General features: G+C 70.5%; 15 protein-coding genes. 4 read left to right on the top strand and 11 right to left on the bottom strand.

Going from position 1 to position 16,561, the window contains the following annotated elements:
* Nucleotides 1–63: 63 nt before the first annotated feature.
* Entirely contained in the window at nucleotides 64–2,016 is a 1,953-nt protein-coding gene (gene acs / locus DMC18_RS10190; protein ID WP_110119487.1) for an acetate--CoA ligase, read from the bottom strand.
* Nucleotides 2,017–2,276: 260 nt separating this feature from the next.
* Nucleotides 2,277–3,797: an aldehyde dehydrogenase gene (gene adh / locus DMC18_RS10185; RefSeq protein ID WP_110119488.1), complete on the bottom strand. Its 1,521-nt coding sequence runs from the start codon at nucleotides 3,795–3,797 to the stop codon at nucleotides 2,277–2,279.
* Nucleotides 3,798–4,008: 211 nt separating this feature from the next.
* Here adh and DMC18_RS10180 point away from each other — a divergent pair, with 211 nt between their 5' ends.
* Complete coding sequence (locus tag DMC18_RS10180; protein WP_110119489.1) at nucleotides 4,009–5,445, top strand: hypothetical protein; 1,437 nt, start codon at nucleotides 4,009–4,011, stop codon at nucleotides 5,443–5,445.
* A gap of 25 nt (nucleotides 5,446–5,470) precedes the next feature.
* Here DMC18_RS10180 and DMC18_RS10175 read toward each other — a convergent pair whose 3' ends face one another.
* Nucleotides 5,471–6,406, bottom strand: coding sequence for a GAF domain-containing protein (locus DMC18_RS10175; protein ID WP_110119490.1), 936 nt, complete (start codon nucleotides 6,404–6,406; stop codon nucleotides 5,471–5,473).
* A gap of 287 nt (nucleotides 6,407–6,693) precedes the next feature.
* Complete coding sequence (locus tag DMC18_RS10170) at nucleotides 6,694–7,326, bottom strand: peroxiredoxin (RefSeq protein ID WP_110119491.1); 633 nt, start codon at nucleotides 7,324–7,326, stop codon at nucleotides 6,694–6,696.
* Between the two features lie 123 nt (nucleotides 7,327–7,449).
* On the opposite strand from DMC18_RS10170, the gene DMC18_RS10165 reads away from it, so the two are divergent.
* On the top strand, nucleotides 7,450–8,199 hold the full coding sequence (locus DMC18_RS10165; RefSeq protein WP_110119492.1) for a creatininase family protein: 750 nt from the start codon (nucleotides 7,450–7,452) through the stop codon (nucleotides 8,197–8,199).
* A gap of 40 nt (nucleotides 8,200–8,239) precedes the next feature.
* Here the strand turns inward: DMC18_RS10165 and DMC18_RS10160 are convergent, their stop codons facing one another.
* From DMC18_RS10160 to tsaD, 7 genes are all read right to left on the bottom strand, one after another.
* Complete coding sequence (locus DMC18_RS10160) at nucleotides 8,240–9,202, bottom strand: SIS domain-containing protein (protein WP_110119493.1); 963 nt, start codon at nucleotides 9,200–9,202, stop codon at nucleotides 8,240–8,242.
* 80 nt (nucleotides 9,203–9,282) lie between these two features.
* Nucleotides 9,283–11,115: a methyl-accepting chemotaxis protein gene (locus DMC18_RS10155; RefSeq protein WP_110132914.1), complete on the bottom strand. Its 1,833-nt coding sequence runs from the start codon at nucleotides 11,113–11,115 to the stop codon at nucleotides 9,283–9,285.
* A 297-nt stretch (nucleotides 11,116–11,412) separates the two neighbouring features.
* Nucleotides 11,413–12,204 carry a class I SAM-dependent methyltransferase gene (locus tag DMC18_RS10150; protein ID WP_110118035.1) on the bottom strand — a complete coding sequence of 264 codons (792 nt, stop codon included), beginning with the start codon at nucleotides 12,202–12,204 and terminating at the stop codon, nucleotides 11,413–11,415.
* Nucleotides 12,205–12,275: 71 nt separating this feature from the next.
* Nucleotides 12,276–12,632 (bottom strand): Rieske (2Fe-2S) protein, encoded by a 357-nt coding sequence (locus DMC18_RS10145; protein ID WP_370443976.1) that lies wholly within the window; start codon nucleotides 12,630–12,632, stop codon nucleotides 12,276–12,278.
* A gap of 5 nt (nucleotides 12,633–12,637) precedes the next feature.
* Nucleotides 12,638–12,919: a YciI family protein gene (locus DMC18_RS10140; protein ID WP_110118036.1), complete on the bottom strand. Its 282-nt coding sequence runs from the start codon at nucleotides 12,917–12,919 to the stop codon at nucleotides 12,638–12,640.
* 180 nt (nucleotides 12,920–13,099) lie between these two features.
* Nucleotides 13,100–14,095 carry an NAD(P)H-dependent glycerol-3-phosphate dehydrogenase gene (locus DMC18_RS10135; RefSeq protein ID WP_110118037.1) on the bottom strand — a complete coding sequence of 332 codons (996 nt, stop codon included), beginning with the start codon at nucleotides 14,093–14,095 and terminating at the stop codon, nucleotides 13,100–13,102.
* Nucleotides 14,092–15,207: a tRNA (adenosine(37)-N6)-threonylcarbamoyltransferase complex transferase subunit TsaD gene (gene tsaD, locus DMC18_RS10130; protein WP_110118038.1), complete on the bottom strand. Its 1,116-nt coding sequence runs from the start codon at nucleotides 15,205–15,207 to the stop codon at nucleotides 14,092–14,094. The genes DMC18_RS10135 and tsaD overlap by 4 nt, the downstream gene beginning before the upstream one ends.
* A gap of 71 nt (nucleotides 15,208–15,278) precedes the next feature.
* Here tsaD and hemC point away from each other — a divergent pair, with 71 nt between their 5' ends.
* Together hemC and DMC18_RS10120 are read left to right on the top strand one after the other, a co-directional pair.
* A complete protein-coding gene (hemC, locus tag DMC18_RS10125; protein ID WP_110132913.1) occupies nucleotides 15,279–16,259 on the top strand; it encodes a hydroxymethylbilane synthase in 981 nt (326 codons plus the stop codon).
* Nucleotides 16,256–16,561: uroporphyrinogen-III synthase (locus DMC18_RS10120; RefSeq protein ID WP_199232562.1), on the top strand; the 306-nt coding region annotated here is incomplete at its 3' end. The genes hemC and DMC18_RS10120, both read left to right, overlap by 4 nt.

Raw genomic sequence — 16,561 nt, 5'->3', positions numbered from 1 at the left:
GAGAGACCCCTCACCCGACCCCGCTCCGCGGGGCCACCCTCTCCCGCAAGGGGAGAGGGACGATTACGCCGCCTTCGCGCCCGCCCGGTTCCTCACCAGGTCGTCCACCACCGACGGATCGGCCAGGGTCGAGGTGTCGCCCAGGGCGTCCACCGCGTTCTCGGCGATCTTGCGCAGGATGCGGCGCATGATCTTGCCCGAGCGGGTCTTGGGCAGGCCCGGCGCCCATTGCAGGACGTCGGGGGCGGCGAAGGGGCCGATCTCGTGGCGGACCCAGAGGACCAGTTGCTTGCGCAGTTCCTCGGTCGGCGTCGCGTCGGCCTTCAGGGTGACGTAGGCGTAGACGCCCTGGCCCTTGATGTCGTGCGGGTAGCCGACCACCGCCGCCTCGGCGACGGCTTCGTGGGCGACCAGGGCGCTCTCGATCTCGGCGGTGCCCAGGCGGTGGCCCGAGACGTTGATGACGTCGTCCACCCGGCCGGTGATCCAGTAGTAGCCGTCGGCGTCGCGCTTGCAGCCGTCGCCGGTGAAGTACTTGCCGGGATAGGTCGAGAAATAGGTCTCGAAGAAGCGCTGGTGGTCGCCATAGACCGTGCGCATCTGGCCCGGCCAGCTGTCGGTGATCACGAGGTTGCCCTCGGTCGCGCCGTCCAGCACCTGGCCCTCGGCGTCCACGAGCTGCAGCTTGACGCCCGGCAGCGGCTTGGTGGCCGAGCCCGGCTTGAGGGCGGTGGCGCCCGGCAGGGGCGAGACCAGGATCCCGCCGGTCTCGGTCTGCCACCAGGTGTCGACGATCGGCAGCTTATCCTTGCCGACCACGCGGTGATACCAGAGCCAGGCCTCCGGATTGATCGGCTCGCCGACGCTGCCCAGCAGGCGCAGGGACGACAGGTCGTTCTTGGTCACGTGCTCGTCGCCCTCGCGCATCAGGGCGCGCAGGGCGGTGGGGGCGGTGTAGAAGATCTCGACCTTGTGCTTGTCGACCACTTCCCAGAACCGCGACGGCGTCGGGTAGTTGGGCACGCCCTCGAAGATCAGGCTGGTCCCGCCATTGGCCAGCGGGCCGTAGACGACGTAGCTGTGGCCGGTGACCCAGCCGACGTCGGCCGTGCACCAGAACACTTCGCCGGGCCGATAGTCGAAGACGGACTCGAAGGTCCAACTGGCCCAGGCCAGATAGCCGCCGGTGGTGTGCAGCACACCCTTGGGCTTACCCGTCGAGCCGGAGGTGTAGAGGATGAACAGCGGATCCTCGGCGTTCATCGGCTCGGGCTCGCAGACGTTCGAGGCGGCGTCCCGGACGTCGTTCCAGACCACGTCGCGGCCCTCGACGATCGGAACCTCGGCGCCGGTCCAGCGGACCAGCAGCACCTTCTCGACCTGCGGGCACTGCTCGAGCGCCTCGTCGATATTGGCCTTCAGCGGCACCTTCTTGCCGCCCCGGCGGCCCTGGTCGGCGGTGATGACGAGGCGGGAGTCGCAGTCCTGGATGCGGCCGGCGATGCTGTCGGGCGAGAAGCCGCCGAACACCACCGAATGGATGGCGCCGATGCGGGCGCAGGCCAGCATGGCCACGGCGGCGACGGGCACCATCGGCAGGTAGATGGTGATCCGGTCGCCCTTCCTGGCGCCCAGGTCTTTCAGCACATTGGCCATGCGGCAGACGTCGTCGTGCAGCTGGCCGTAGGTGATCTTGTCGGAGACGCCCGGCTCGTCGCCCTCGAAGATCAGGGCGACGTCGTCCTTGCGGTGCGGCAGGTGGCGATCCAGGCAATTGGCGCTGACGTTCAGCACCCCGTCCTCGTACCAGCGGATGCGGAAGTCGTCCTTGGCGTAGGAGACGTCCTTGATCCTGGTCGGGGCCTTGATCCAGTCGAGGCGGGCGGCGAGATCGCGCCAGTAGCCTTCGGGATCGCTTTCGACCCGGGCCACGGCGGCCTCGTAGGCGGCGGCGTCGATATGGGCCTTGCCCGCCCAGTCTTCCGGAACCGGAAACAGCTGTCCGTCGCTCACCACGCGTCTCCCTAAGGTCTCTACAGTCGATCTTGTCGTCGCCAGCGATGTTGCCGCTGCGTCAGTCGTCGTCTTGCGAGCGGGAGTATGCGAAGCGCCGCCCCCTGCGCAAGCAGACCAATTCTGTTTCTGACGACAGAAACTTGGTCTTGTTCGATTTGTCGGTTTTGAGGCCGCTAGAGCCCACCCTATCAGCCCGTCGCCGGGCGAAAGAAAGGGCCTCCGCCACGCGGCGGAGGCCCAGGGGGAGGAACGGAAAAGGCCTAGAAGAAGCCCAGCGCCTTGGCGCTGTAGCTGACCAGCAGGTTCTTGGTCTGCTGGTAGTGGTCGAGCATCATCTTGTGGGTCTCGCGGCCCACGCCCGACTGCTTGTAGCCGCCGAAGGCCGCGTGGGCGGGATAGGCGTGGTAGCAGTTGGTCCACACCCGGCCGGCCTGGATGCCGCGCCCGAAGCGGTAGGCGCGCGAGCCGTCGCGGGTCCACACCCCGGCCCCGAGGCCGAAGGCGGTGTCGTTGGCGATCTCCAGCGCCTCTTCCTCGGTCTCGAAGGTGGTCACGGCCAGGACGGGACCGAAGATCTCCTCCTGGAAGATGCGCATCTTGTTGTGGCCCTCGAACACCGTCGGCTCGACATAGAAGCCATCGGCCAGCTGGCCCGGCAGGACGGTGCGCGAGCCGCCGGTCAGGAGCCTGGCGCCCTCGTCCCGGCCGATGTCCATGTAGCCGAGGATCTTCTTCAGCTGCTCCTCGGAGGCCTGGGCGCCGATCATGGTCGAGGGATCCAGCGGATTGCCCTGCACCACCGCCTGCACGCGCTTCAGCGCCTTCTCCATGAACTTGTCGTAGATCGACTTCTGCACCAGGGCGCGGCTGGGGCAGGTGCAGACCTCGCCCTGATTGAGGGCGAACATCGCAAAGCCCTCCAGCGCCTTGTCGAGATAGTCGTCGTCCTCGGCGGTCACGTCGGCGAAGAAGATGTTGGGCGACTTGCCGCCCAGCTCCAGGGTGACCGGGATCAGGTTCTGGCTGGCGTACTGCATGATCAGCCGGCCCGTGGACGTCTCGCCGGTGAAGGCGATCTTGGCGATGCGCGGGCTCGACGCCAGCGGCTTGCCGGCCTCGAGACCAAAGCCGTTGACGACATTGACCACGCCGGGCGGCAGCAGGTCGCCGATCAGCTCGAACAGCACCATGATCGAGGCCGGGGTCTGCTCGGCGGGCTTGAGCACCACGCAGTTGCCGGCGGCGATGGCCGGGGCCAGCTTCCAGCAGGCCATCAGCAGCGGGAAGTTCCACGGGATGATCTGGCCGACCACGCCCAGCGGTTCGTGGAAGTGGTAGGCGATGGTGTCGTGGTCGATCTCGGAGATCGAGCCTTCCTGGCTGCGCAGGCAGCCGGCGAAATAGCGGAAGTGGTCGATGGCCAGCGGCAGGTCGGCGGCCATGGTCTCGCGGATCGGCTTGCCGTTGTCCCAGGTCTCGGCCGTGGCCAGGGTGGCGAGGTTCTCCTCCATGCGGTCGGCGATCCGCAGCAGAACGCGCGAGCGGTCGGCGGCGCTCGTCTTGCCCCAGGCGTCCTTGGCGGCGTGGGCGGCGTCGAGGGCGCGCTCGACGTCTTCGGCCTGCGAGCGGGCGATCTCGCAGACCTTGCGGCCGGTGATCGGCGAGGCGTTGTCGAAATAGCGGCCGTCGGCCGGGGCGACCCACTGGCCGCCGATGAAGTTGTCGTAGCGCGCCTTGAACGGCGGGCGGGACAGCGAGTCGATGAACTCTGGCTTGGTCATGGTTTCCTCCGTCGCGCCGTCTTCGGCGTCGCAGGCAGGAGCTTGCGCCCGGATTTTCGATCTCGAGCGGGGCGCAGGCGGCGGCGGGCCGGAGGTGTCTCAAGCTTGCGACAGATGCAGCGGTCTGGATTGCGCCCAAAGTCGGCAGGGACAGGATTGCGAGCTCAGCCTTTAGATGCGAATAGCCAAAGCGCTCGCCTGGAGTTAGCCCATGTTTCTGTCCGCAATCGCCGCGGCGGCCATCGCCGCCGGTCCCGTAGACGCTTCCTGTGATCCCAGCGGCGCCAACGCCGCGATCGAGGCCACCGAGGATCGGGCCTTCGCCGCCCTCAAGGCCGCCAACGAAGCCGTCGCCAAGGCGGCTCGCGCCGGGTCGGTCGGCGATGCGGGCGACGCCGAACTGCGGACCTACAAGACCCTGCGCGCCGAAGCCGAGCGCCTGAGGATGGAAAGCGCCAAGGCCTGCTACGCGGCCCTGGCGGCCGCCTCGCCGCCGCCCGCCGTCGCGCCCTCGCCCGTCCAGCCGGCGCCCTCGGCGTCACAGCTCGAGACCGAGCCCCGGCAGCGCTTCGCCGTCAGCCTGTCGGGCGGCCTGCGCGACGTCCAGGCCAAGGCCATTTCCCGCTACGTGCGCAATGTCGAAACCGGCACGGTGAACGAATACTTCCTCCCGGTTTCCCAGGCCAACAGCCCCGTCAGCACGAGCAACTTCTCTGGATCCCTGACGGAGACGGGCGACGCCCCGGCCAAATCCGTGAAGGCCTGGGGCTCGTCGGTCGACCTGGCGTTCAGCTTCGCCCCGGAGGGACAGGGCGAGGCGGGCTGGCTGTGGACGCTCGGCCTGGGCTATCGCGACCTGCAGACCAAGAGCCTGACCAACTATCTGGGCGGCGTCGCGCTGACCGGCCCGTCGGTGCTCAAGCCGAACTATGGCTCGGGCCCCTTCTTCAACACGATCACCAGCTATCAACGGACCACGCCGGCGGTGCGCGTCGACTACGGCGCGATCGGCTCGCTGAGCCCCGTCCTGTCGATCGAGGGCAACCTCGTCACCCAGGACGACCAGAGCTACGACCTGACCCTGGGCGTGGCGCGACGCTTCTTGACGCCGTCGCCGCTGGGCGAACTGGGCATCACCATGGGCGGATCCGTGACCGGCTCCTGGCGTTCCCTGACGGAAAAGGAAGGCGTCAGCGGTCGACAGTACTTCTCGATCCCGTTCGTCATGGCCTATCGCCGGACGGCGCGAGGCTTCGGCGTGGGCGCCGAGGTCAACGGCGGCCTCGACGGCCCCCTGCCCGAGGTGGCCGGAGTGGACCTGCGCTGGGCGGTGTTCGGCGGGGCGGGACTGCAGGCGTCCGACCTGACCGCGACCTCCAGCGCCACCTCCAGCACCACGCAGTACAGCCAGACGGCCTTCCTCAGCGACGCGACCTACTACGGCGGGGCGGGGATCGTCGCGTCGGTGACGCCGCAGGTCTCCCTGCGGCTGGACCTGCTGCATCGCCGCGAACTCTACCTGACCAGCAATGTCAGCGCGCCGAGCACCGCCGCCGAGGCTTCGATGACCTTCGGGGACGGCTCCAGCTTCACCCTGAGGCCCGTCTACGCCACCGAGATCCGCGGCGGCGTGAACTACGCCTTCTGAGGAGGCGCGACCGGCCCGGCGCGTTTCAGCCTCGGGCCAGTCCCAGCCTGTTGATCTTCCGGTGCAGCGTCGCCCGGCTGACCCCCAGGGCCGTGGCGGCGGCGGAGACGTTGCCGCCGGCGGCTCCCAGCGCCCGGCGCACCACGGCGCGCTCGGCGTCTTCCAGGTCGGCCCCGCGATCCGGCGAAGGCAGGCCGCGCTTCAGCTTGTCGTCGGTCAGCTCCAGGGCCTGGCGGGCGGCGCGGGTGGCGCCGATGACCACGTCGTCGGCATCGACGGCCAGCATCGGGGTCGAGGCGCGGTCGGCGCGAACCTCGCCCAGCAGCACGATGCGCGCGCCGGGGAAGGCCTCGCGGAAGGCCCTGGACTCGATGCGGCGGGCCGCGTCGTTGACCACGGTCTCCATCAGTCCGGTCATGCCGTCGAGCCCCGCCCGGCAGGACGAGACGTCGAGAGCGCCGGCCAGCCTGCCCTGATGGTCGAACAGCGGCGCGACGGTGCAGCTAAGGCCGATGTTGCGGGTGTGGAAATGCTGGTCGCGGTGGATGGTCAGGGTGCGCTGTTCGGCCAGGCACGTGCCGATGCCGTTGGTGCCCTCGCGGGCCTCGCTCCACACCGCGCCGGTCCACAGGCCCCAGCGATGGAACACCGGATCGTCGGCCGCCATGCCGCGCCGGTCGACCGGCACGCCGACGCTGTCGGTCAGCAGCACGCAGGCGCCTGAGGCGCCGACCGCCTGGAACAGCGCGTCCAGCGTGTCGGCGGCGGCGGCGCGCAGGGCGCCCATCCGCTCCTGGGCCTCGCCCAGCTCGCGCTGGGTCAGGGTGTCGGGAGCCTTGCGGTTCTCGGGGTCGAGGCCGTGCAGCACCAGGCTGCGCCGCCAGGAGGCCGCCACCGGCGACAGAGCCGGTCCCGCGCCGTCGAGCACGGCGAGCACGTCCCGGGCGTGGGCTGCGGCCATCGAGGTCTCCTCCCCTGGCGTCTTCGTTGACGCCAGGCGGAGGACTTTGCGCGCGTGCAGCGCTCCCGTGCAAGCGCGCGGAGGTGGAGCGGCGATCAGAGCAGGCCGGCGTTCCAAGCTTGGAACGCGCTTCCGCCCCCGATCGCCTTCCTGGGCCTCGTGTCCAGGATCCATCGTTCAGCCGCTCAGAACTCGGAGTAGCGGCCCAGGTCTAAGCGGTCGCCAGCATGGGCCTCGCCACAAGGGCGAGGGAAGCACGATTGGGTCGGCCGAGAGACAGCCGCCCCTTACGCCGGCTGCGGCACCACGCGCAGATAGGGCTTCTGCTCGTCCCAGCCGCCCGGGAAGAGGGTCTTGGCCGTCTCGTTGTCGACCGAGGGGACGATGATCACGTCGCCGCCCTGGGTCCAGTTGGCCGGGGTGGCGACCTTGTGCCCGTCGGTCAGCTGCAGGCTGTCGATGACCCGCAGGATCTCGTCGAAGTTCCGCCCGGTGGAGGCCGGATAGGTCAGGGTCAGGCGCAGCTTCTTGTTGGCGTCGATGATGTAGACGCTGCGGACGGTCAGGGTGTCCGAGGCGTTCGGATGGATCATGCCGTAGAGGTTTGACACCGAGCGGTCGGTGTCGGCGATCAGCGGGAAATTCAGCTTCGCGCCTTGCGTCTCCTCGATGTCGGCCGCCCAGCCGCCGTGGTTCTCCAGGCCGTCGACCGACAGGCCGATCACCTTGACGCCGCGCCTGTCGAATTCCGGCTTCAGCTTGGCCACCGTGCCGAGCTCGGTGGTGCAGACCGGGGTGAAGTCCTTGGGGTGCGAGAACAGCACCACCCACGAGCCGGCCGCCCAGTCGTGGAACTGGATCGGGCCTTCGGTCGAGGCCTGGGTGAAGTCCGGAACGATGTCGCCGAGTTGCAGGCCCATGGCGGGCTCCCATGCTGAAATTTCGGGTCGGCTCAGCGCGCCATCGGGCGTAAAGCCGTGGCCGGACACTAGGCGCGGGTCCCCCGCCGCGCCGACCCAGGATTTCTTTCGGAGTTTCCAGCCATGCTGCTCGCCCTTTCGACCTGGCCCGAGATCGAAGCCTTCCTGACGCGGTCGAAGACGGTGGTGGTGCCGATCGGCTCCAACGAGCAGCACGGCCCGACGGGCCTCTTGGGCACCGACTGGCTGTGCCCGGAGATCATCGCCCACGAGGCGTCCAAGCGCTCGGACGAGGTGCTGGTGGCGCCGACCTTCAATGTCGGCATGGCCCAGCATCACCTGGCCTTCCCGGGCACCATCTTCCTGCGCCCCTCGACCTTCATGGCCGCGATCGGCGACTGGACGCGCTCGCTGGGCGCCCACGGCTTTACGAAGATCTATTTCCTCAACGGCCACGGCGGCAACGTCGCCACTATCGAGGCGGCCTTCTCCGAGATCTACGCCGAGTACAGCTTCCGCAAGGAGCGCTGCCCATTCGCCATGAAGCTGAAGAACTGGTGGGACCTGGACGGCGTCAACGCCCTGGCCATGCGCCAATTCCCCGTCGGCCACGGCAGCCACGCCACGCCTTCGGAGATCGCGGTGACCCAGTGGGGCTATCCCGACAGCATCAAGACCGCCGATTACGAGCCCAAGATCGCCCCCACCGGCCCGATCCGCGAGGCGCTGGACTTCCGCGCCCGCTACGCCGACGGCCGCATGGGCTCGGACCCGGCCCTGGCCACCCCGGAAAAGGGCGGCGAGCTGGTCGAGCAGGCGGTCGTGTCGCTGATCCGCGACCTGGCGGCGTTCGGGTCCGAGGCGCGGGTCTAGGCGCCGTCATAAGATCCCTCTCTCTCAGAGAGAGGGATCTTCAGATCACTCCGGCCCGCAGCAGGTCGTGGACGTGCAGCACGCCCACGGGCTTGCCGGCCTCGACGACGAACAGCACGGTGATCCGGCGCTCGTTCATCACCTTCAGGGCCTCGGCGGCCAGTGCGCCCGAGGCGATCACCAGCGGGCCGCGGGTCATCACCTCGCCGGCGGCGTGGCCCATCAGGCCGTCCATGTGGCGGCGAAGGTCGCCGTCGGTGATCAGGCCGACGAGGTCGCCGGCCGCGTCGATCACGCCCACCGCGCCGAAGCGCTTCTGGCTCATGACCAGCAGAGCCTCGCCCATCGGCGCGCTCTCGGCCACCAGCGGCAGTTCCTCGGCCCCGTGCATCAGGTCGGCCACCGTGCGCAGCACCGCCCCCAGCTTGCCGCCCGGGTGGAAGATCCGGAAGTCGCTGGCCGTGAAGCCGCGGCTTTCCAGCAGCGCCACGGCCAGGGCGTCGCCAAGCGCGATCTGCAGGGTGGTCGAGGTGGTCGGGGCGTTGACCTCCGCGGTGGCTTCCGGCGCGTCGGGCAGCAGCAGCAGCACGTCGCCGGCCTTGCCCAGCTGGCTGGTCGCCACGGCGGTGACGGCGATCAGCGGGATCGAGAAGCGCTTGCAGTAGGTCAGGGTGTCGGCCAGCTCGCGCGCCTCGCCCGACTTCGACAGGGCCAGCACCACGTCGTCGGGACCGATCATGCCAAGGTCGCCGTGGCTGGCCTCGGCCGGGTGGACGAACATCGCCTGGCTGCCGGTCGAGGCCAGGGTGGCGGCGATCTTGCGCGCCACGTGGCCCGACTTGCCCATGCCGGTGCAGACGATGCGGCCCTTGGCGTCGTGCATCACCTGGACGGCGCGCGCGAAGGCCTCGCCCAGGCCATCGGCCATCTGCGAAAGGGCCTGGGCCTCGATGCTCAGCACCCGGCGGCCCACGGCCACGGCGTCGGAAATCGTATCGGTCATGTGGTCAGAAACTCCGTGCGCAGCCCATATCAGCCCGCGCGCGGTTGAGCGAGGGGGCGGGCCCGCGCGTGGCCTCGCCCCTAGGCCGCGCGACGCGCTCCCGGACGCTGACCGGGACGCTGACCGGGCCGTTCGCCTTCGCCGGCGATCTTCAGTTCGCCCATGCGGTCGGCCAGGCGCGTGGCCTCGTTGGAGAGGGCGTGGCTGGCGGCCGTGGTCTCCTCCACCATGGCGGCGTTCTGCTGGGTGACCTGGTCCATCTGGTTCACGGTGGCGTTGACCTCCGCCAGGCCTTGCGCCTGGGTCTTGGCCGAGGCGGTGATCTCGCGCACCAGGGTGTCGATCTCCTCGACCTGGCCGGCGATGCCGCGCAGCACCTCGCCGGCGCGACCGACATAGGACACCCCCTGCCCCACCTCGGCGGCGCTGGCGGCGATCAGGGTCTTGATCTCCTTGGCGGCCTCGGCCGAGCGCTGGGCCAGGGCCCGCACCTCGGAGGCGACGACGGCGAAGCCGCGGCCCGCCTCGCCCGCACGGGCGGCCTCGACCCCGGCGTTGAGGGCCAGAAGGTTGGTCTGGAAGGCGATCTCGTCGATCACTCCGATGATCCGGCCAATCTGGCTGGAGGACTGCTCGATGCCGGCCATGGCGCCGACGGCCTGGTCGACGACGTCGCCGCTGGCCTGGGCGGCCTGGCGGGCGCGGGCCACCACCTGGCGGGCGCGCTCGGCCCCGTCGGCGGCGGCGCGGACCGTGCTGGTGATCTCGTCGAGGGCGGCGGCGGTCTCTTCCAGGCTGGCGGCCTGGTGCTCGGTGCGGCGGGAGAGGTCGTCGGCGGCCTCGGTGATCTCGCGGGCCCCGCCCTGGATCATCGCCACCCCGTCCAGCGAGGCGGCGACAAGGCCGGCCAGCTTGTCCAGCGCGAGGTTGTAGTCCTGGCGCAGGGCCTCGTAGCCGGCCGGGAAGGCCTGGTCGATGCGCTGCGACAGGTCGCCGACCGCCAGGCTCTGCAGGGCCGACCCGAGGGCTTCGACCACCGCGCGCTGGGTGGCGTCGGCCTCGTCGCGGCGGGCCTCGGCGGCCTTGCGCTCTTCTTCGAGCGCCTCGCGGACATCGGCGGCCTCCAGTTCCTGCTGGCGGGCGACGACGGCGTCCTTGAAGGCGTGCAGGGCGGCGGTCATCTGGCCGATCTCGTCCTTGCGGGCGCTGCTGGGCAGCACCACGGTCAGGTCGCCCTGGGCCAGGCGGCGCAGGCAGCCGGTGATCGCCACCAGCGGCGCGATCAGCACCCGGCGGGCGGCGATGACCATGGCGGCGGCGAACAGCGCCGCCACGCCCAGCAGGGCGGCCATCAGCACCTGGCCAAGATCGCCCATGCGCTTGGCCGCGTCGGCGTCGGCCTGGGCGGCGACCTCGATCTTCTGCGACGCGTCCTCCATCGCCGTCTCCAGCGCCGAGAACTGCTTGTTGAATTCGGGCAGCAGGGCGCGGGCGGCGGCGGGATCGCTCCCGGCCGCGCCGACCAGCTTGCGGGCGGTGGCGATATAGGCCGCCAGGGGCGCGGACACCTGGTCCAGCGCGGCCTGGGCGGCGGGGTCCTGAGCCAGGGACCGGCCTTGCTTGATGTCGGTCTCGAAGGCGCCGACGTGCTCGGCCAGATCGGCCTGGACCTGTTTGAGGTCGACGCCCAGCGACGGGTCGGTGACCATGATCGCGCCGCTGGCGTCGCCGCGCAGGGCGTCGTGCATCATGTCGGCGTGCATGTGCAGCCGCAGCACCCGCGACGAGGCCGCCGAGCGGTCCAGCGCGTGCGACAGGCTGACGGCCACCCACAGGCCAGCGCCCGCCGCGGCCGCGCACAGCAGCGCCGCCCCGACGCTGGCGCCCATGATCTTCTGACTCAGCGAAGCCATTAGGCCCCTCCCCCGAAATCTCGCGGGCAAGGATGCAGGACGGGGCCTCTAACGGGCCTTAACCACGCCAGCGACCGATGGTCGCGGACCGGAGGTTGCGGAGGTGGGTCAGGTTCCCGGCTTCAGCGCCCGCGTAAGCGGCGAACGTTTTCCACGACCCCCTCCCCCTTGATGGGGGAGGGGCAGGGGTGGGGGTGATGCGGCGTCAAACGCTGCACCGTCGCCAATTCAGCAGTCACCCCCATCCCCGACCCTTCCCCCATCAAGGGGGAAGGGAGAAAACGTAGGCGCCCCTCCCTACCGCGGGATCTCCGCCGTCTTCACCAGGGCCACCTGGCGGTAGACGGCGGCGACGTCGAAGTAGCGGCCGAAGGCGGCGTGGAACTGGTCGACCGCCTGCTTCACGCCGGGGCCGCCGATCTCGCTGATGTCGTGCCAGTAGTCGTCGAGCACCATCATGCCGCCCACCTCCAGCAGGCTGGCGCAGCAGCACAGGTCGATCATCACCGCCAGGGCCGTGTGGCTGCCGTCGACATAGATCAGGTCGAACTTCTGGTCGGCCTCGAGCATCTTGGGCAGCTCGTAGGTCGAGAAGCCCTTGTGGGTGTGGACCTTGCCGAAGGTCGTGCGCGCCATGTTGCGGTGAAAGCGCGGCTCGACGGCGTGGTACTTCTCTTCCGGGTTCAGGTTCTCGTCGAACCAGGGATCGATCACCGTCACCTCGAGGCGGTCGGGGAACATCCAGTCCATGAAGGCGAGGTTGCGGCCCTCATAGGCGCCGATCTCCATGTAGCGGACCTTCGGCCCGGCGGCCGGGCGCTTGTCCATGAAGTCGCGCAGCAGCGGGGCCACGAACGGGATGTTGTTGGCGGCCCAGGCCGAGGTGAACTCGAAGCCCTTGGCTTCGGAATAGGCGGCGAACTGGCCGGCGCTGTCGTTGTCGCGGGTCTTGGCCAGCATGGTGCGGGCCAGTTGCGAGGCGAAGCGCGGATTGATCTTGCCCAGGGAGCGCAGCTTGGCGCCGGCCCCGCGCGCGTCGACGGCGTCGGTCAGTTCGGCGTCGAAAGCGGGATTAGATCCGTCGGCCATGGCCCTGGCTCCTCCTTGAGTGGAGAGAGCCTTACCGACCATCGGTTAAGGAAGGGTCAGGCGATCAGGATTCAGGCCGCGACGACCTGCCCGTCCTCGACCCGCACGGGCCAGACGGTGAGGCTCTTGCCGCCGCAGGGGCCGGCCACGCAGGCGCCGTCGGCGATGCGGAACAGGGCCGCGTGGCCGCCGCACAGGATCAGGTCGTTCTCGCGGGTCAGGAACCGGCCGCTGATCCCGGCCAGCGGCCAGCCGGCGTGCGGGCAGCTGTCGACATAGGCGAAGACCCCGCCGTCCTTGCGGACGACGAAGCCGGCGAACATCGCCTCGCCCTCGCGATAGCGAAAACCCGCCGCGCCCGGCTCGGGGATGTCGGCCAGGGCGCAGATCGCCTGGCCGGGCGCTGGGCGGGCGGGATTGTCGTCCATCAAGCTCAGAACGAACCGATGGCCAGGCGCCACGGGCGGACCTCGACGCTCTCGAACACGCCGGCGGCGGTGAACGGGTCGTTGTCGGCCTGGGCCTGGGCGGCGGCCTTGTCCTCGACCTCGACCACGATGATCGAGCCGATCGGATTGCCGTCGTCGTCCAGCAGGGCGCCGGCGGCCTTCAGGCCCGTCGAGGCGTTCAGGTAGTCCAGGTGCTTGGGGCGCACGGCCAGGCGGGTCTCGAGAGCGCCGGGCTTGTCCTTGCAGACGATGGCGTAGAGCGGCATGGGCGGAGTTCCTTGTTGAACGAGGTCGATTTGAGAGACCCTCCCCCCGAAGGGGGAGGTGTCGGCGAAGCCGACGGAGGGGGAAGCAGGCGCGAAGTCGGCCAGCGCCTCGGAAGCTGAAAACGCCCCCCCTCCGGCGCTTCGCGCCACCTCCCCCAGAGGGGGAGGATCTTGCTTTCTCTACCCCTCCGCCTTCAGCGGCCGGGAGAGCAAACCCAGGATGGCGCTGTCGACGTCGACCTCGCCGGCCAGGATGGCGGCGACGGCTTCGCAGATCGGGGTCTCGACGCCGAGCTTGCGGGCCAGGGCGCGGACGGCCGGGGCCGAGGCGACGCCTTCGGCCACGGAGACCTTGCCGGCCAGGGCCTGTTCCAGGGTCTGGCCCTGGCCCAGCGCCAGGCCGACCGTCATGTTGCGCGACTGGCTGGACGAGCAGGTGAGCACCAGGTCGCCCAGGCCGCAGAGGCCGGCGACCGTCTCGGCCTTGCCGCCCAGGGCCAGGGCCAGGCGGGTGAGCTCGGCGAAGCCCCGGGTGATCAGAGCGGCGTGGGCGTTGCGGCCCAGGCCCTTGCCTTCCGAGATGCCGCAGGCGATGGCCAGGACGTTCTTCACCGCCCCGCCGGCCTCGGCGCCGATCACGTCGGCGGCCCAGTAGGGGCGGAAGGTCGGAATGGCGATGGCCTCGACGATCGCCTTGCCCAGGGCCTCGTCCTCGCAGGCCAGGGTGGCGGCGGCGGGCAGGCCGCGGGCGACCTCGCCGGCGAAGCTGGGACCCGACAGCACGGCGATGGCCACGCCCGGCAGGGTCTCGGCGGCCACGTCGGTCATCAGCTTCAGCGAGCCCTGCTCGACGCCCTTGGAGCACAGCACCACCGGAACGCCGGGCTTGAGGTGCGGCTTCAGGGCGGCCATGGCCGAACGCAGGTGCTGGGCCGGCGGCACGGCCAGGATGAGGTCGCAAGGCGCCAGGGCGGCCATGTCGGAAACGGCGGTGATCGCCGGCTCCAGCGCGACCCCGGCCAGGAACATCGTGTTCTCGCGCTTGTCGGCGATCGAGGCGACGACCTCCGGCTCGCGGGCCTGCAAGGTCACCTGGAGACCGGCGCGCGCCGCGACCTGAGCCAGGGCCGTGCCCCACGCCCCGGCGCCGACGACGCCCGCGTGCTTGAAGCTCATGCCTTGGCTCCCTTTCGACCGAAACTGTTGCTCGGATTGGATAACGCCGCCGCCTCGTCGAGGGGCCAGCGGGGACGCGCGACGGCGTCCAGATCATCGGAAATGCCGGCCGCCAGCCGCTCGGCCCCGGCCAGGGCGATCATGGCGGCGTTGTCGGTGCAATAGGCCAGCGGCGGGGCGTCGAACGAAAAGCCGTTGTCCTCGCACACCTTCAGCAGGGCCGCGCGCACCGCGCCATTGGCGGCCACCCCGCCGGCGACGACGAAGCGGCGCTCGCCGGCCGCGTGATCGGCGGCATAGAGCTTCATCGCCCGGTCGGTGCGTTCGGAAAGCTGGCGGGCGATGGCGAACTGCACGGCGGCGGCCAGATCGGCGCGTTCCTGGTCGCTGGTCAAGGTGACGGCGATGCGGGCGGCGGCCGTCTTCAGCCCCGAGAACGAGAAGTCGCAGTCCTTGCGGCCCAGCAGGGCGCGCGGCAGCTCGTACTTGCTGGCGTCGCCGGTCTTGGCCAGCTTCTCCAGGGCCGGGCCGCCCGGATAGGGCAGGCCCAGGCTCTTGGCGATCTTGTCGAAGGCCTCGCCGGCCGCGTCGTCGATCGTGGTGCCCAGGCGTTTGCAGGCGCCGACGCCGCCGACCTCCAGGAGCTGGCAGTGCCCGCCGGAGACCAGCAGCAGCAGGAACGGATAGGCCACCTCCGCCCCCAGCCGCGCCGAGACCGCGTGGCCCTCCAGGTGGTTGACCGCCACCAGCGGCAGGTCGCGGGCCAGGGCCACCGCCTTGCCGAACGCCAGGCCGACCATCACCCCGCCGACCAGACCGGGGCCGGCCGTGGCCGCCACGCCGTCGAGCGCGTCATAGCCTATGCCGGCCGCGCGCATGGCCTGCGCCGCGACGCTGTCGATGACTTCCACATGGGCGCGGGCGGCGATCTCGGGCACCACCCCGCCGAACGGGGCGTGCTGCTCGAACTGGGTGCCGACGATCGAGGACAGCACCTCCACGCGGCCGTCGGCGTCCCGGCGCACGACGGACGCGGCGGTCTCGTCGCAGCTGGTCTCCAGCCCGAGGATGGTGAGACCCTTGTCCAGGCCCGAGTTCGTAAGGGTCGTCATCCGGTTGCGGGGGTCCCGCGGCTCCTGTAGCAGCGAAGTCTCGTGTTTCGCATGCAGGTAACCCTCCGACCGTGTCCCGGCAACCCATCCGCATCGGCGCCCGCGGCTCCAAGCTGTCGCTCGCCCAGTCCGGCCACATGCAGGTGCGGATCGCCCATGCCCTCGGCGCGCCGTTGGACGCCGGTCCCGAGGAGATCGCGACCTACGCCCAGCTGATCCCGATCGTCACCAGCGGCGACCGCATCCAGAACCGCCGGCTGATGGAGATCGGCGGCAAGGGCCTGTTCACCAAGGAGATCGAGGAGGCCCTGCTCGACGGCCGCATCGACTGCGCGGTGCATTCGCTGAAGGACATGCCGGCCGTGCTGCCGCCGGGCCTGGTGCTGGCCGCCACGCCCGAGCGCGAGGACGTCCGCGACGCCTTCATCAGCCACAAGGCCCAGCGGCTGGAAGACCTGCCGCGCGGCGCACGCCTGGGCACCGCCTCCTTGCGTCGCCAGGCCCAGGCCCTGCACGTGCGGCCCGATCTCGACATCGTCATGCTGCGCGGCAATGTCGACACGCGTCTGGCCAAGCTGGAGCGCGGCGAGGCCGACGCCATCCTGCTGGCCCAGTCGGGGCTGAACCGCCTGGGTCTTGGCCACATTCCGCAGAGCTGGCTCGATCCGGTCGCCGCCCCGCCGGCCCCTGGCCAGGGCGCCCTGGCCATCGAGAGCCGCGCCGAAGACGCCGGTCTGCCCTGGCTGCAGGCCATCGCCTGCCGCGCCACCACCCTGGCCGTGGCCGCCGAGCGCGGGGCGCTCTACGCCCTGGAAGGCTCGTGCCGCACGGCCGTCGGCGCCCACGCCCGCCTGGAGGGCGCGCGCCTGCACCTGATCGTCGAAGCCCTCAGCCCCGACGGCGTGATCCGCATCCGCCACGAGGGCGAGATCACGCTCGCCGGCCCCGATGACGCTGGTGACGACGAGGGCCAGGCCCGGGCGCTGGGCCTGGAGCTGGGCGCGGTCGTCAAGGCCGAGGGCGGCGACGCCATCATCGCGCCGAGCGAATGACGACGGGCGCGCCCCGCGTCTGGATCACCCGCGCCCGCCCCGGCGCCGAGGCCACCGCCGCGCGTCTTTCCGCGCTCGGCTTCACACCCCTGATCGACCCGCTGCTGGAGGTCCGCGACCTGCCGTGGACGGCCAATCTCGCGGGCGTCGGCGCCCTGGCCTTCACCAGCCGCAACGGCGTGGCCGCCTTCGCCCGGATCAGCGGCGAGCGGGGCCTGCCGGTGTTCGCGGTCGGCGACGCCACGGCCGAGGTCGCAGCCGAGGCCGGCTTCACTCGCATCGAATCGGCGCAGGGCGACGTC

The sequence above is a fragment of the Caulobacter sp. D5 genome (assembly GCF_003185805.1).
Classification (GTDB): Bacteria; Pseudomonadota; Alphaproteobacteria; order Caulobacterales; family Caulobacteraceae; genus Caulobacter.
Note: the sequence above shows the minus strand (reverse complement) of the source record. Positions and strands in the feature narration are given on the sequence as shown.